The sequence below is a fragment of the Nocardia sp. NPDC049149 genome (assembly GCF_043197455.1).
Classification (GTDB): domain Bacteria; phylum Actinomycetota; class Actinomycetes; order Mycobacteriales; family Mycobacteriaceae; genus Nocardia.
This window is the reverse complement of record NZ_JBICTD010000005.1, coordinates 617,008-633,291: the sequence shown is the minus strand read 5'-3', so window position 1 is coordinate 633,291 and position 16,284 is coordinate 617,008. Positions and strand designations below refer to the sequence as shown.

Below are 16,284 nucleotides of genomic sequence, written 5' to 3'. Positions count from 1 at the left end.
GCCGTCGGGCAACTGGTAGCTAGAAATCGTCGTTCTCCTCACGAACGGGCATCGCGATGATGGCGTGGGCGTTGGATCCCCCTGCGCCGAACGAGGAGACGGCGCCGAGGCGGACGCCGTTCTTCGGTTCCCACGGTTGCAACTTCGTGGCTATCCGTAGCTTCGAACGCTCCCAATCCACCCGGGTGGTGGGGTTGTCCGCGAACAAGCTCGGTGGAATATGGCCGTATTGGCCCGCGAGGAGCACCTTGATCAGGCCGAGGATGCCCGCAGCAGCCTGCGCGTGTCCTGCGTTGGACTTCACCGAGCCGACCAGCGCCGCGGAACCTGCTGCGCCATAGGTGTTCTGCAGGGCGAAGAGCTCAACCGGATCGCCTGCCCGAGTGGCGGTGCCGTGGCCCTCGATCATCTCGATATCGGCCGGGTCGATCCCCGAGCTCTCGATGGTCTTGCGGATCAACTGTTGCTGCGCGTTCGCGCGCGGAACCAGGATCGGTTTGCCCCGCCCGTTGTGGTTGGTGTGGGTAGCGAGGATCCGGCCGTAGACGCGATGCCCGAGTTTCCTTGCGCGCGACTCCCGTTCGATCAGCAGGGCGCCTGCACCTTCGCCCCAGAGCGTGCCGCTGGCGTCGTCGGTGTATGACCGGCAATGCCCATCGGTCGACAGTGCGTTGAGTTTCGAGAACTCGTAGAACGCGCCTGGCCCGCCCATCACGCACACGGCTCCGGCTATCGCCCAATCACATTCGCCGTTCCGCACTGCCGAAGCGGCCAGGTGCACCGCGATCAGCGACGACGCGCACGCGGCGTCCACGCACATCGACGGACCGACCAAGCCGAAGCTGTGCGAGATCCGGCCTGCCACGCCCAACTGCCCGCTGCCGACGATCCGGTGCCCGACATAGGGATTGAACTCGGTTCCGCGCGGACCGTACTCCATCGGCGACGCGCCGATGAAGCAGCCGACATCCGCACCGCCGAGCTCGCCAGGGTTGACTCCGGCGTTCTCGAGTGCCCGCCAGGCCACCCGCATGCCGATTCGCTGCTGCGGGTCCATCGCGGTGGCTTCATGCTGTCCGATGCCGAAGAAGGCCGGATCGAAGTCGGCGGCACTGTCGAGGAATCCGCCTGCGTCGCAGACATTTCCCCAGCCTTCGCGCCGGGACAGGGTCAGGATGTCGTCGATCGGCCAGCCGCGATCCCTGGGGAACGGGTTGATCAGTTCTCTGGCATCCGCGAGCGCGGACCAGTAGGCGCTCGGGCTGTCGATGCCGCCCGGCGCCTCGACGGCCATTCCGGAAATGACGATGTGATCCCGGTCCTGCGCGGGCGATGTCATTGTTGATCCTTGTGATTCATGCGGTCTGCTCGCGTTCGGCGTTGGCGGCCAACAATTCCGCGATCGCGTCGACGTGATCGTTCAGATAGAAGTGCCCGCCGTCGAAGAGGGTGACGTTGACCTCGTCACTGTGCGAGCGCCAGGCGTTCAGATCCGACATCGTGACGATCGGGTCGTTGTCACCGCAGATTGCGTGGATTCTCGCCGAAATCTTGACCGATTCATCACATGAATATGCTTCCGACGCAGCATGATCGCTTTTGATAACCGGGAGCGTCATTTTCATCACCTCCGGATTTCCGAAGATGGCGGTATTCGTGCCTTCCAGGTTCGTGAGGTGCGCGAGCAGCTCGTCGTCTTCCTTGGGGGTGCGTGGTTGATTCGCCGCACGAGATGGGGCTACCGCCGCCGAAATAGTGAGTTGCCGCACAGTGATTCCCGCAGCTTCGGCGAGTCGGGCGAACTCGAAGGAAACGAGTGCGCCCATGCTGTGGCCGAAGGTGGTGATCGGCAGGCCTCGATGCTGTGGCGAGGCCTGGAACTCGGCGAATGTGCCTGCGGCGAGCTCATGCAATGAGGTCGGTGCCGGCTCGCGCACGCGGTCCTGTCGTCCGGGGTATTGCACGACCGTGACGTCATAATTCGCACTGAACGCCTTGGAAAACGCGCGGTATGCCGATGCGCCTGCACCCGCGTGCGGAAAGATTAAAAGGGGAAGGAGCTCAGGTGAATTCGGCTTGTGGAACTGTCTGATCCACATCGGTCGATGTTGCATCTACTACTCCGCATCTCAATTGCGCCCACTCGACGGTCTGCACCTGGGTGGGACGAGCGCGTCGAGCAGTAGGACCCGAATCCTCGGCTGATCGAGTACGTCGCCGCAGCGGGCACCTAGGCCTCAGATATTAGGTAAGGCTATCATAACTTCACGTCTGGATCGGGCGGGAGTATCACCCACGTCGTCGTTGTCTGCAACCTCGCCGTACGCCGCCGCCTATGATATGCATAGGCTAACCTAAGTATCTACTTTGAGCGAGCCTGGCGACATCAGATTCGACGCGCTGATGTCCGAGATCGACGGCTGAGGAGTCCGCTTCATGTCCGAGAAGAAGCAAGTGCCTGCGGCCGAGCAGGATTCGGCGCCGCTGCCGGAAATCGAGGACGTGCTCGCGCTGAGTCCGCTGCAGGAAGGCCTGTTCTCGCTGGCCAAGCTGGCCGGAGCGGGCGATCTCTACCTCATGCAGTTCGTCATCGAGATCACGGGTCCGATCGACGTGCCGGTGTTGCGACGCAGCGTCGAGGCCGCGATGGGCCGCCATGCCAACCTGCGCGCGGTCTTCTGGGATCGCGACCTGCCGAAGCCGGTGCAGATTGTGCCGACTTCCGCCGAACTGCCATGGTCAGAACGCACCGCCGACGCAGCGGAATTCGAGGCCATCACCGAGGAGGAGGGGCGAACGGGCTTCGATCTCGCGCGCGGTCCCTCGCTTCGGGTTGTGCTGGTCACGCTGCCGGACGGGTCGCGCCGGATGATTGTGACCGCGCATCACATCCTGCTGGACGGTTGGTCGCTCGGCGTGTTCTTCCGCGAGATCTACGCGGCCTATGAAGCGGGCGGCTCCGCCGAGGGGCTTCCTGCGGTGCGGCCATACCGCGATTACATCGGCTGGCTGGCCGAACGCGACCATGCGGCGATCCTGCGCACCTGGTCCGAGTATCTGGGCGACGTCGAACCACTCATGCTCGGCGACCGTTCGATCTCCGGGATCAACACGACAACCCCGAGCGTGCACAAGCTCACCATGGATGCGGCCGGCACCGACGAGCTGCGCCGCTGGGCGGGCGCCAACGGACTCACCATGAACACCGCTGTGCAGTACGCCTGGGCGCTGGTTCTGGGCAGACTCACCGACCGGCGCGATGTGGTGTTCGGCACCACCGTCTCGGGACGCCCCAAAGAATTGGCCGGGGTGGAGACGATGATCGGCCTGTTCATCAACACCGTTCCGGTGCGCGTTCGACTGGACGACCCGGACACGGTGTTGCGCAGTGTGGTCCGCGACTGCGCACGGGTGCAACGCGAGTCAGCGGTGATGCGCGACATCGGCTACGTCAGTCTGTCCGCCGTGCAGCGGGCCGGCCGCGGCGAACTGTTCGACACGCTCTTCGTCTTCGAGAACGCTCCGGTCGGCGACATGCTGCGGCCTATCTCCCTCTCGGACGGCAGCGAATTCCGGGTGACGGCATCGCAAGGCCTCACTCATTACCCCCTCGCCGTGGTGGCGTATCTGCTCGAGGGCGAGCTGACGGTCGTGGTCGAGGCGGTGCCGGAGTTACTCGGTGAGCTGCCCGTTGCCGACCTGGCCGACCGGCTGGTTTCGGTGCTGCATCAAATGGTCGCCGTCGGTGATGCGGGTCAGGACGCACTGGATGTGTTGCTGCCCAACGAACGTCCGCAATTGCCCGCGTTGCCCACATCGGATGTGGTCGGGATATCGGTGCCAGCACTCTTCGCGCGTCAGGTCGCGGCGACACCGGACGCTCTTGCGCTGAGCGTCGAGCGCGATCGGTACACCTATCGTGAGCTCGCGGACGCCACCGACCGCATGGCCGCGGCGTTGGCAGCTCGGGGGATCCATGCGGAAGATGTTGTCGCCCTTGCACTCCCGCGCTCGGCGCAGTCGATCATCGCGATCCTCGCCGTGCTCGCCGCAGGCGCCGCCTACGTTCCGGTAGACCTGGCGTTGCCTGCGGCGCGCATCGAATCCATTCTGCGCCAATCACAGTCGCGTCTGGTGCTCGTCGATGGTGATAGCGCGTCAGCGCTGGACGCGGTCGAGGATCACCCGCCGGTGCTTGCGCTGGGTGACCTGGACGACGCCGCACCGATATTCGCACCATCGATGCAGCCCGCGCAGTCCGCTTACCTGATCTTCACGTCGGGTTCCACCGGAGAACCCAAGGGCGTCATCGGCACCCACGCCGCCTTGGCCGCGTACTTCGCCGATCACCGCGACCGGATCTACCGGCCCGCGGTGGCCCGCCTCGGCAGGCCGCTGCGCATCGGCCACGCGTGGTCGCTGAGCTTCGACGCCTCGTGGCAGCCGCTGATCGGACTGCTCGACGGCCACGCGGTCCATCTGTTCGACACCGAGCAGATGCGCGACGCGCACGCGCTGGTCGACGGCATCGTCCGGCACGAAGTGGACATGATCGACACGACCCCATCGATGTTCGCCCAGTTGGCTGCAGCCGGACTGGTCGATGAGTGCGGCAGCAGCCCGCTCGCGGTGCTTGCGCTCGGGGGCGAAGCCATCGGTGCCCCACTGTGGAAACAGCTGTGCGCCTTGCCGACCACCGCGGTCTTCAACTGCTACGGACCCACCGAAACCACGGTCGAGGCGGTGGTCGCCGCGGTGAACGATGCGGACGCATCGCCGACCATCGGCACACCGAACGCGGGCATGACCGGATATGTGCTCGATTCCGGATTGCGGGCAGTGCCGGACGGGGTGGTCGGCGAGTTGTACCTTTCCGGCGCGCAGCTCGCCCGTGGTTATGTCGGCAAACCAGGCGGAACCGCGGATCGATTCGTTGCCGACCCGTTCCGCCGCGGCAAGCGGATGTATCGCACCGGAGACCTGGTGCGGCGCTCGGCTTCTCGCGCGCTGACCTATCTGGGGCGCGCGGACGGCCAGGTGAAGATTCGGGGCTATCGGATCGAATTCGGTGATATCGAAACGGCTTTGCTTGCCGTGCCCGCGGTGTCGGCGGCCGCAGTGATCGCGGTGCGTAGGGCCAGCGGTCCGGTACTGGTCGCGTTCGTAGTCGGTGCCGATGGCGCCCAGGTGCGTGCAGACATCGTGCGCCGCTTGCCCGGATATATGATCCCGCAGCGCATTCTGGCGGTCGAGCACCTGCCGATGACCACCAACGGCAAGCTCGATGTCCGACAGTTGGACGCGATGGCCCAGGACGCGCTGTCCGCAGGCGGGACCGCGGCGCCGAGCACCGAGACCGAACGCCGCCTGTGCGCTGCGATCGCCGAGCTCACCGGCGGTGCCGAGCCCGGCGTCCATGACGATCTGGTCGAACTGGGCCTCGACAGCATCGTGGCGATATCGCTGGTGAACGCGTTGCGCCGCAAAGAGATCGAGACCAGTCCACGAATGGTGCTCACCGCAGGCACCATCGCGGCGCTCGCCGCGCAGATCGACGCGGGTTCGACGCCGCGGCGGGTGAGCGCCGTCGACGAGTACGGCGTCGTCGGTCCGGTACCGACCCTGTCGTGGATGCACGAACACGGTCGATATCGTCGACTCGCGCTGCTTTCGCTGCTCGAACTTCCCGCCGATGTCGATCTGGTGCGGTTGCTGGTGGTGCTACAGGCACTGCTGGACGGTCACGACATGCTGCGATCGCGCTTCGTCGATACCGTAGCCGGGTACGAGCTGCACACCAGGGTGCCGGGCAGCGTGCAAGCGGCGGATCTGCTCACCCGGGTCGACTGCGGCCATGACCTCGCCGCGACCGTCGCGACGCATGCGCGGGCCGCTACGGAGCAGATCGATCCGAGCAGCGGCAATATGGTGCGCGCGGTCTGGTTCACCCGCGCCGACGGGCCGGATCTGCTGTTGCTGTGCATCCATCACGTCGCCGTCGACCCAGTTTCCGGTCACATCATCTGTGCCGATCTCGCGGACAGCTGGGCACAGGTGGTCGAGACGAACTCGACGACCGCCGTCGCGCTACCCCCGGTCGAGTACACCGGCTACCGGTCGTGGGCGCAGCGTCTGCGTGCCCGCGGCGGATCGCCGGAAGTGGTTGCCCAGAAGGACTACTGGGTGAACGAGACAACCGGCCCTGACCCGGTGCTCGGCAAGCGGCGACCCGACCCCACCACCGACAATCTGTCCTCGTCCCGTGTCCATGTCGTGCCGACCTCGGTGGAAACCACTGCCGCGGTGCTGGATGGGCTGACCGGCGACCTCGGTATGCGCGAGTTCCTGCTCGCCACCCTCACGATGACGCTGACCACCTGGCGGGTGGAGCGCGGCGACGATCCCACGGGCGGTGCGTATCTCGCCATGGAGGCGCACGGCCGAGAGGACGGCCTGCTCGGCGCGGACATCGACACGACGCGTACCGTCGGCTGGTTCACCAGCGTCTTCCCCGCTCGTTTCGGTTCCGGTCCGAACCCGGTGGATGTTGCTGCCGCGCAAGAAGATCCGTCCAAGGCCAAGGCGCTGCTCGACGCCATCGCCGCGCACCTTGCTGAGATACCGGGCAACGGCATCGATTTCGGTGTGCTGCGCTATCTCGACCGCGCGCCCGAACTTGTCGGTGCCCAGGAACCGCAGGTCCTCTTCGACTATGTCGGCAGGCTGGACCTCGCCAACAGGCACGAGTCGTGGGCGCCGGTAGCCGATATCGAGCTTCTCACGAGCCTGCCGATCGTTCCCGAGCCCGACTTCCCGCTGCGCTACGCGATGGACGTGATCGCAGGCGTGCATTCGACCCCGGCGGGCCCACAGCTGGCGACGCTCCTGCGCTGGAGCGACGCCATTTTCACTGAGTCCGATGTGCATCGGCTCGGCGAGATCTGGGGTGCTGCCGCGGCGGTGCTCGAACGGGCGTTGTCGCTCAGCAAGCTTCCAAGTTGATTCGAAGGACGGCCATGTCAGACGATATTCTCGAGCGTCGAAAGCAGTTGCTGCAGCAGCGATTACGTCAGGAGAACCTCCAGGTATCCGCCCCGCCGACCAGGCAGGGGGCAGCGCAGAGCCCGCTATCGGCCGCGCAGCGGCGCATGTGGTTCGTGCAGCGGCTCGACCCCGAGGACACCACGCTGAACGTGTGCGTCGCCTATCGGCTCGACGGCGCCCTCGACTCCGAGCGACTCCGTGCGGCATGTGCCACGGTAGTCGCCAGGCACGGGGTCCTGCGCACCACTTACCATATCGACGAGGCTGGCGAGCCCTATCAGATCAGCCACGCTGACGGTGAATTGTCTTGGCAGGAGCATGATCTCACCGAGCTGGCTGCGGCGGCCACGGAGCGGCGCACCGAGGTGCTCGCCAGGCGTGAGTTCGCCAGGCCCTTCGATCTCTCGGTGGATGCGCCGTTACGTCTGACGCTGGTCCGCACCGGAACTACCGAGTACGTCCTGATTCTGGTCGTCCACCACATCGCGTGGGACGACGAGTCATGGCCGGTGTTCTTCGCCGAGCTCAACGCCGCCTACCGCGGTGACGCACTTCCTGAACTCCAGATCCAATACGTGGACGTCGACGCGACCCGAGCGGATCAGGAGATCGTCGCCGATATGGACTACTGGCGGACCGCGTTGACGCCGCTGCCCGAGCGTCTGGAATTGCCGGGTGGGCACGCGGGTCGAGACGGGTCGAAGAACGCCGATCGTTGCGTCCGGCACCTGTCGCCGGAACTGCACGAGCTGATCACCTCGGTTGCCCGCGAGCATGCGGCGACGCCGTTCATGGTGCTGCTCGCCGCCTTCGAAGCGCTGGTCCGGCGATACACCACGGCAACGGATTTCCTGGTCTCGGTACCGGTGACGAACCGCACCGGCCGCGGCGCCGCAGCGTTGATCGGCTATTTCGGCAACGCAGTGCTGATCCGTGCCGCCGGCGCACGCGAGGAAACGTTCGCCACGCTGCTCGACGCGACGAAGGACGCGTGCATCGGTGGTTTCGCCCATCAGGGTGCAGGCATCGACGAGGTGATCCGCGCGATCAGCCCGAATCGGGTGGCAGGGCAGGACGCCATGGCGCAACTTGTGCAGCTGAGCTTCAGCATGCGCGGTGCGGCAAATGGATTCGAGCTGCCCGGTGTCGTGGCAACCGAATTGGCGCTCGGCAGCGCGGTCGCTCAGGAAGAGCTCGGCCTGATGGTGGTCCTCGACAACGCAGACGTCCGGATCGAGGCCACCTATCTCGTCGACGCCCTGGACGAACAGCTGGTCCGTCAGTTCCTCGACCACTACGTGCAGCTGCTCGAAACCGTACTGCGGCAGCCGGACCGGCGGCTGTCCGCGGTCGACATTCTCGGTGCCGGTCGCGCCGATGTGCTCGCGGTCTCACACAGCGAGCTCATTACAGAGCAGGCGACCACGGTTGTCGCCATGTTCGAAGCGCAGGTGGTGGCCTCGCCCGACCAGATCGCGCTGGCGTCGGACGACATCGAGCTCAGCTTCCATGCGCTGAACCAGCGCGCGAATCGCTTGGCGCACTGGCTGATCGGCCGCGGTGTCGGTCCGGAAGGCATCGTCGCGTTGCGGATGGCGACGTCCGTAGAGTTCGTGGTCGGCATCCTGGCGGTATTGAAGGCGGGCGCGGCCTATCTGCCGATCGATCCCGCCTACCCGGCCGATCGGATCGACTACCTACTCAGTGACGCGCAGCCGGCACTTGTGCTCGACGCCGTGGAGTTGACAGCGGCAGAGGATGCGGCCGTTGCGCAGCCCGATGCGAATCCTGTTGACACCGAACGGATCAGGCCACTACGTCCGTCGAATATTGCGTATGTCATCTACACCTCGGGCTCCACCGGCAGACCGAAGGGTGTGCCGGTTCCGCACGACGCGATTGCCGAGCACCTTTCCGGCTTTGTCGCGCAGTGGAATATCACAGCGCACGATCGGGTGCTGCAATCGACCTCGGTCAGCTTCGACGCATCGCTGCTCGACATTTTCGTCACCTTCGTCGCGGGCGCACGGGTGGTCATCCCGAAGCCGAACGCCTATCGCGACATCCCGTACGTCGCCGATCTGGTTACCCGCCAAGATATTTCGGTGCTGCACATGGTGCCGTCGATGTTGGCGACGTTCCTGCTTCTGCCGGAAATCAATGACTGGCGGACGCTGCGACACGTGCCGGTCGGTGGAGAGGCGCTACCCGGGGAGGTGGCCGACCGGTTCGCCACGGTATTCGATGCCGAACTGCGCAACCACTACGGTCCCACCGAGGCGGTGGTGTCCTCGACGCATATGACGGTCGACGGGCCGCAAGGCACCGGGATCGTGCCGATCGGTATCCCGAATCGCAATGTCTACCTGTACATCCTGGACGAGGCATTGCAGCTGGTGCCGAGCGGTGTGGTCGGTGAGATCTACCTCGGCGGCCGTCAGCTCGCCCGCGGCTACCTGGAGCGGCCCTCGCTGACCGCTGAACGCTTCGTCGCCGACCCGTTCCTGCCGGGCGGGCGGCTTTATCGCACAGGCGACCTTGCCCGCCGCGACGCCGCCGGTGTCGTCGAATTCGTCGGCCGCGCAGACGAACAGGTGAAGGTGCGTGGACACCGGATCGAGCTCGGCGAGGTGGAAGCCGCGCTGACCGATCACCCTGCTGTCGCACACTCCGTTGTCGTGGTGGCCGAGCACGCTTCGCTAGGCCAGATTCTCGCCGCCTACCTCGTGCCCGCTCAGGGTGCCGAGATCGATATTGTCTCGGTGCGTGCGCATCTCACCCGCACGGTGCCCGAGTACATGGTGCCGATGTCGTTCACCGCGATCGACGAACTTCCGCTCACTGCGCACGGCAAACTCGATCGGCAGGCGCTACCCGCGCCGGAATTGGTTGCGGTGCGCGCATATCGGGAGCCGACAACGCCGACAGAAGTCAGATTGGCCGTCATCTACGGCAAGCTGTTCGACCGCGATCGGGTCGGGGCCGACGACTCGTTCTTCGAACTCGGTGGTCACTCGTTGCTCGCGGCCCGGCTGATCGCGATGATTCGCACGGAGTTCGGCGTCGAGATCGATATGCGGATCCCGTTCGACACCCCAACCGTTGCGGGACTGGCGGCCCGCCTTGCCGAGCGGTTCGTCGAACAGTTCGGCAGGGCGATCGATGATGCCGAGGTGCTGGACGACACGATCGCAGGAACAGTCGACGGGAGCACAGGCGCCGAAGCGCGGACGTCCGGTCGGCCGAAGTTGGTGCGCACCGGGCCGCACGACCGGGTGCCGCTGTCGTGTTCGCAGCGAACGCATTGGCTGCAGCGGCGACTCAAGGGGACGATCGAGGGCCAGACGATCCCTTATCCGATTCGTTTCGACGGGCCGCTCGACATCGAGGCCCTCCATGCGGCGGTCGAGGATGTCGTTGCCAGGCACGCACCGTTGCGGACCACCTTCCCTGAGCACGAGGGGACGCCGTACCAGCAGGTGCACCCGGCCGGGAGGGTGCCGATGCCGGTCGTCGAGCTCGGCGCCGGTGCTGATCCGATCGCGCTGCGGTTGGAGCGAGAGTTGACGGCCGATGCCGCCTATGTCTTCGATCTGCAGACCGAGGTGCAGTTGCGGCTGCGGCTGCTGGTACTCGATCCGCAGACACACGTGCTGTCGATCGTGATGCATCACATCATCGGTGATCATCACTCCTGCCAGATTTTCGTCGACGATCTCAGTGCCGCCTACCAGGCCCGGTTGCACGGTGCGGCACCGGACTGGCCCGAACTTCCCATCCAGTTCAGCGATTTCGCGGTGTGGCAGTGCGAGGTGTTCGACCGGGCGCCCGGTCGCGGCGCGGTCAGCGACTACGGCCAGGAACTGTTCGACTACTGGCGCGACGCCCTCGCCGGACTGCCGGACGAGATTGCTGTCGCACCCGATTTCCCGCGTCCGCCGGTGCTCGGGCGCTCCGGGGTCGGCGCCACCCGGGTGATCCCGGCAGCCACCTGGCAGCTGGCCAAAGCGCGGGCCGAGGAGGCCGGGGCCACCGATTTCATGTTGTGCCAAGCCATCTGCGCTATCACGTTGCACGCCCTCGGCGGCGGCGATGACCTGGCCATCGGCGCTGCCGTCGCCAACCGCCTCGACGAGGCGACCGACAACGTCATCGGGTTGTTCGCCGATCTCGCGGTGCTGCGCAACGACCTCTCCGGTGATCCGACACCGCACACCGTGCTCGGCCGGGTGCGCGATGCGACGCTGGACGCGATCACCAGGCAGGGCGTGCCGTTCGAGCGGTTGGTCGAGACGCTCAATCCAGCACGGAGTCTGTCGCACAACCCGTTGTTCCAGGTGATGATGCACTTCTGGAATCGCACCAGGCCTGCGGAATTCACCGAGGACGGCGCGACGACGGTGGCCATGGTTCCGGTGAGTCCGATGGTTCCGTTGGTGGACATCCACTTCGACTTCACGGTGGAGCTCGACGGCGGCTTGACCGCGCGGCTCTTGATCAATTCGGACCTCTACCGACCGGAGACCGCCGCGGTGTTCGCCGATGTGCTGACGCGAGTGATCGGGGCCGTCGCGATCGAGCCCGATCAGCCGGTCAGCGAGCTCGACGTGTTGCCGGTGGGTTGGGATCCCACGAAATCCGTGGTGCGGCTTGCTGGCACAACGGGTTCGAGTGCTGGAACCGAAGTCGCAAGCGGGCCACCGGAAACCGATACCGAACGCACCCTGGCGGCGATTCTGGAGGAACTGCTCGAGATTACCGATATCGATCGCGCGGACGGGTTCTTCGCGCTCGGCGGCGACAGCGTCATCGCGATTCAGTGGGCAGCAAGGGCAGGGGAAGCCGGTCTGCCGATGGAGCCGCAGTTGGTGTTCGAGTACTTCACGATCGCCGAATTGGCCGCCGCGATCGATGCCGGGATCGCGAATCCGCCCGCCGAGGTGGCGGCGGAGCAAGCGCCCGCGGATCGCCATCACGCACCGATGTCGGCATCCGGGCTCGACGATGACGCGTTACGCGCGCTGCGCGATTCCTGGTCGGCGCAGGGCTGAAGTAGTAGTCGTAAGGTGCGATCGAGCCAGCTCCAGATAGCGATAGAGGTCCCAGCGCCAGGCGCTGGGACCTCTATCTCGTTGAGCTGCTGGTGCGACGGCTATTTCGCCGCGGCGGCGAACGCGGGCGTCAGCTTGTCCAGGATGTACGTCGTCGAGAGCGCGGTCGGCTGGTTGATCGCGGTGATCTCCAGGGTGGTCAGGAACACGACCGAGCCCTTCTTCACCGCGGGCAGGTCGTTGTATCCGGGCAGCTGCTTGTAGGCGTCCTCCAGGCCAGGGGAGTATCCGGCCAGCAGGAGGTCGGCGGTCAGCTGGTCGGCTCGCTCGGGTGACAGCGCGAGGCGACCGCCGGTGGACGGCAGCTCGGTGAGGTTCTTCGGGATGCCCATGCCCAGCTGGGTGAACAGTTTGGCAGAGCCGTCATTCGGGTCGGTCAGCACCATCAGCTGGGTGGGACCACCGAGCCAGGTGCTCGCGAAGGTCTTGCCTTTCAGCCCCGGGTTGGCGGTGGCGATCGCCTGGATCTTCTTGTCCACGTTCGCAATCACGGCAGTCGCCGCGTCCTGCTTGTGCAGGACCTTGCCGAGCGCGGTGACCTGGTCCTGCCAGGGGTTGACCGTTTCTTTGCTGAGTCCGGGCACGGTCGGCGCCAACTTGGACAGATCGTCATAGGTGTTGCCCTGGCCCGCGACGAACGCATCGACCAGGATCAGGTCCGGCTCCAGCGCGGCCACCTGCTCGGCGACATTGCCGACGGCGCTCAGCGTCTTCGCGGATTTCAGCGACTCCGGCTCCCACGGCGGGGTGTTCTTGGCGAGGATGGCGACGTTGTCGAGGTAGCCGACCGGAGTGACACCCAGCGCCAGCGTCGCGTCCAGCCACTGGTTACCGAGCGTGACGATCTTCTTCGGAGTGCCGGAGATCGTGGTTTCCCCGCGCGCGTGCTTGATCACGACCGACTGGTCACTCGATCCCGCATCGTCGCTCGACGATCCGCACGCGGTGACGCCGAGGGCGAGCGCGCCGGCCAGCACGGCAACGGCCGCGCGGGTCCAACCGCGGGATGCTCGAACACTCTTCATCGTTGAATCTCCTTCATCGGGGACCGACCCCGACTCGGCTCCCCTGCGAACCGAACCTGGAACTTGGTCAGCCAAGGCTAACCTACTTTGTCCAGGCGAAGACCCCCTCGGTCTTGATCGTTACATCAGCTAACTATATAGTTTGCGTAGATAACCATTCGCGAGGGGCTGCCGTGACGATTTCATCCACAGATCTCGATCTGGGCGAAGTGTCGACCATCCGCCGCAGGCTGCGGTACGACCGTGACCATCCGCACTACAAGTGGATCGTGCTGACCAACACCACGCTCGGGGTGTTGCTCACCGCGATCAACTCGTCCATCGTGCTGATCTCGCTGCCCGCGATCTTCCGTGGCGTCGGACTCAACCCGCTCGAGTCGGGCAACGTCGGCTACCTGCTGTGGATGTTGATGGGGTACCTGCTCGCGACCGCCGTGCTCGTGGTGATGTTCGGCAGGCTCGGCGACATCTTCGGCCGGGTCCGGGTGTACAACGTCGGCTTCACGGTGTTCGCGTTCTGTGCGCTCGCGCTGTCCTTCGATCCGTTCCACGGTGGGGCGGGAGCGATGTGGATCATCATCTGGCGGGTGATCCAGGGTGTCGGCGGCGCCATGCTGACCGCGAACTCGGCGGCCATCCTCACCGACGCGTTCCCCGCGAAGCAGCGCGGCACCGCGCTAGGCATCAATATGGTTGCCGCCGTTGCCGGTTCGTTCCTCGGCCTGATCATCGGCGGCGTGCTCTCGGAATGGGATTGGCGCGCGGTGTTCTGGGTGAGCGTGCCGATCGGCATCATCGGCGCGGTCTGGTCCTACCGCTCACTGCACGAGGTCGGCATCCGGTCGGCGGGCAAGGTGGACTGGGCAGGCACCATCACCTTCGGGCTCGGTCTCACCGCGTTGCTCACCGGCATCACTTACGGCATCCAGCCCTACGGCGGACATGCCACCGGATGGACAAGTCCGTTCGTGCTCGGCTCGGTAATCGGCGGTCTCGCACTGCTGGTGGCATTCTGCGTGGTCGAATCCAAGGTCGCCGACCCGATGTTCCACCTCGGCCTGTTCCGCAGTCGCGCCTTCGGGCTCGGCAACTTCGCCAACCTGATGGTCTCCATCGGACGCGGCGGCATGCAGTTCATGCTGATTATCTGGCTGCAGGGCATCTGGTTGCCGTTGCACGGCTACAGCTTCGAATCGACACCGCTGTGGGCGGGCATCTACCTGCTCCCACTGACCGTGGGATTCCTTGCCGCAGGACCACTTTCGGGCTGGCTCTCGGATCGCTACGGATCACGGCCGTTCACCACCGGCGGCGCCGCACTGGCCGGTGTCACCTTCGTGCTGCTGCTGATCCTGCCCGTTGACTTCAACTATTGGATCTTCGCGGCGATCATCGTGCTCAACGGCATCGGCAGCGGGCTGTTCTTCTCGCCGAACACCGCGGCCATCATGTCGAGCGTGCCCGCCGCGCAACGCGGCGCGGCCTCCGGCATGCGCGGCACGCTGTTCAACGGCGGTAATGCGTTGTCCATGGGCATTTTCTTCTCGCTGATGGTCGTCGGGCTCGCCGCGAGCCTGCCTTCGGCGCTCGATACCGGGCTACGTGCCCAGGGGGTTTCCGCGAGCGCTGCAGGCGAACTCGCCGGTATGCCGCCGGTGGCCAGCATGTTCGCCGCCTTCCTCGGCTTCAATCCGATCAAGGAATTGCTCGGGCCCACTGGGGAATTGGACAAGCCAGGCGTCAATGCCGACACCCTGACCGGTCAGGAATTCTTCCCACACCTGCTCACCGGGCCGTTCCACTCCGGTCTCGTCGTGGTCTTCGTCGCGGCCGCGGTGATGATGTTCCTGGCCGCCGTCGCCTCCTACTTCGCGGGCGACAAGTACGTGCACGACGAGGGGGCCGAACTCGCCGAGGCCGACGAATTGGCGGCCGAGCGCAGGGGTGCTCCCGTTCCCGCAGGATGATCGCTGTCGGAGTTGATCGGCCATAGCCGTCGGCTTTACTGTCGACACCGATGACCGCAATTCCGTATTGGATCGTGATACCAGCCGTTGTCCTGGCCATCACGGTTGTCGTCGGGCGGTGGGTGCTGGTCAACGACACGGCCATGGACCATCGCATCAATCGTGGGCTGACCTGGTACGTCGGCGCGATGGCGCTGTACGGGTCGGCTGTGGCGCTCGGCTTGGACGGTCTTGCGGAGAAGTTCTTCCTGAGCTGCGGTGTGATGATCGGCGTCAACGCCTTCGGCTTCGCGCGCACGCTGAACGGTGGCGACGCGCACGCCGAGCCGCGCGGGCAACGACGGTACGACCTGATCGCCGCAGGGGTGGCGCTTGCCGTGCTGATCGGCCCCGCATGGGTGTTCCCCACGGTGTGGGTGGGTTTCGAAGTGCTGATGGTCTTTTCGGCCGTGCTCATCGCGCGCGCATGCATTCGAGACTTGCGGGTCGAGGGTGGGACGGTGGCGGAAAAGCTCGCCTACTCCTGCCTTCTCATCGTGGTCGTCTACTGGATGGGTTCCGGCACGCTCGTGATCGTGCGTGCGATGGCCGGGATCGCGCCGCAAGACCCGGGTATCGCCTGGGTGGTGCTGGCCACCGCGAGCTTTGTGCTGCTGGCCGCACTGATCGCGGTCCCCGTGGTGATCGCTGTGATGGCCAGGATGGGATGGGACCGCAACGGGCGCGCCTGTCGCAGGTTACGACCGCTGTGGTTGGACCTGACCTCCGTCGTGCCGGAGGTGGTGTTGCGTCAGGAGCGACCGCGCGAACCTGCTTCCCGCCTCTACCGCATGACTGTCGAGATCCGCGACGCCCTGCTGCATCTGAGCCGACAACATACGCCCGAATTCGGTGCCGGACCGGATGTTCGAGCAGCGACCAGCGACTACGCACTGTGGATCGCACAAGCCGTGCACAGCAAGGCCCGCGGCAGCGTCGCGGCCGCATCTGTCGATCACGGGCGCAGCGCCATGTTGCCCGCCGCGAAGGATCACACCACCGAGCTCCAGGGCTTACTCGACCTCGCGCGCGCCTGGCCGCACGCCCGAGCTCGAGCAGCTGCGGATATCGCCCGCTGAAGATCCAGTGGTTGGCGGC

General features: G+C 65.5%; 7 protein-coding genes. 4 read left to right on the top strand and 3 right to left on the bottom strand.

The window, feature by feature from the left end:
• Window positions 1–19: 19 nt before the first annotated feature.
• Window positions 20–1,339, bottom strand: coding sequence for a polyketide synthase (locus tag ACGFNJ_RS23365; RefSeq protein WP_393451780.1), 1,320 nt, complete (start codon window positions 1,337–1,339; stop codon window positions 20–22).
• Window positions 1,340–1,355: 16 nt separating this feature from the next.
• Complete coding sequence (locus ACGFNJ_RS23360) at window positions 1,356–2,114, bottom strand: thioesterase II family protein (RefSeq protein WP_393451777.1); 759 nt, start codon at window positions 2,112–2,114, stop codon at window positions 1,356–1,358.
• Between the two features lie 322 nt (window positions 2,115–2,436).
• Between ACGFNJ_RS23360 and ACGFNJ_RS23355 the strand changes: the two genes are divergently transcribed.
• Both ACGFNJ_RS23355 and ACGFNJ_RS23350 read left to right on the top strand, forming a co-directional pair.
• Window positions 2,437–7,002, top strand: a complete 4,566-nt coding sequence (locus ACGFNJ_RS23355) for an amino acid adenylation domain-containing protein (RefSeq protein ID WP_393451774.1) — start codon at window positions 2,437–2,439, stop codon at window positions 7,000–7,002.
• Between the two features lie 14 nt (window positions 7,003–7,016).
• Complete coding sequence (locus ACGFNJ_RS23350; RefSeq protein WP_393451771.1) at window positions 7,017–12,095, top strand: amino acid adenylation domain-containing protein; 5,079 nt, start codon at window positions 7,017–7,019, stop codon at window positions 12,093–12,095.
• Window positions 12,096–12,196: 101 nt separating this feature from the next.
• Here ACGFNJ_RS23350 and ACGFNJ_RS23345 read toward each other — a convergent pair whose 3' ends face one another.
• A complete protein-coding gene (locus ACGFNJ_RS23345; protein WP_393451768.1) occupies window positions 12,197–13,180 on the bottom strand; it encodes an ABC transporter substrate-binding protein in 984 nt (327 codons plus the stop codon).
• A 173-nt stretch (window positions 13,181–13,353) separates the two neighbouring features.
• Between ACGFNJ_RS23345 and ACGFNJ_RS23340 the strand changes: the two genes are divergently transcribed.
• Together ACGFNJ_RS23340 and ACGFNJ_RS23335 are read left to right on the top strand one after the other, a co-directional pair.
• Window positions 13,354–15,147: an MFS transporter gene (locus ACGFNJ_RS23340; RefSeq protein WP_393451765.1), complete on the top strand. Its 1,794-nt coding sequence runs from the start codon at window positions 13,354–13,356 to the stop codon at window positions 15,145–15,147.
• A gap of 50 nt (window positions 15,148–15,197) precedes the next feature.
• Window positions 15,198–16,265: an MAB_1171c family putative transporter gene (locus ACGFNJ_RS23335; protein ID WP_393451762.1), complete on the top strand. Its 1,068-nt coding sequence runs from the start codon at window positions 15,198–15,200 to the stop codon at window positions 16,263–16,265.
• The last annotated feature ends 19 nt before the right edge of the window (window positions 16,266–16,284 follow it).

Bases quoted from the DNA above. Each gene is read 5' to 3' on its own strand.
- ACGFNJ_RS23365 (WP_393451780.1), bottom strand. From the start codon at position 1,339: ATGACATCGCCCGCGCAGGACCGGGATCACATCGTCATTTCCGGAATG.
- ACGFNJ_RS23360 (WP_393451777.1), bottom strand. From the start codon at position 2,114: ATGCAACATCGACCGATGTGGATCAGACAGTTCCACAAGCCGAATTCA.
- ACGFNJ_RS23355 (WP_393451774.1), top strand. From the start codon at position 2,437: ATGTCCGAGAAGAAGCAAGTGCCTGCGGCCGAGCAGGATTCGGCGCCG.
- ACGFNJ_RS23350 (WP_393451771.1), top strand. From the start codon at position 7,017: ATGTCAGACGATATTCTCGAGCGTCGAAAGCAGTTGCTGCAGCAGCGA.
- ACGFNJ_RS23345 (WP_393451768.1), bottom strand. From the start codon at position 13,180: ATGAAGAGTGTTCGAGCATCCCGCGGTTGGACCCGCGCGGCCGTTGCC.
- ACGFNJ_RS23335 (WP_393451762.1), top strand. From the start codon at position 15,198: ATGACCGCAATTCCGTATTGGATCGTGATACCAGCCGTTGTCCTGGCC.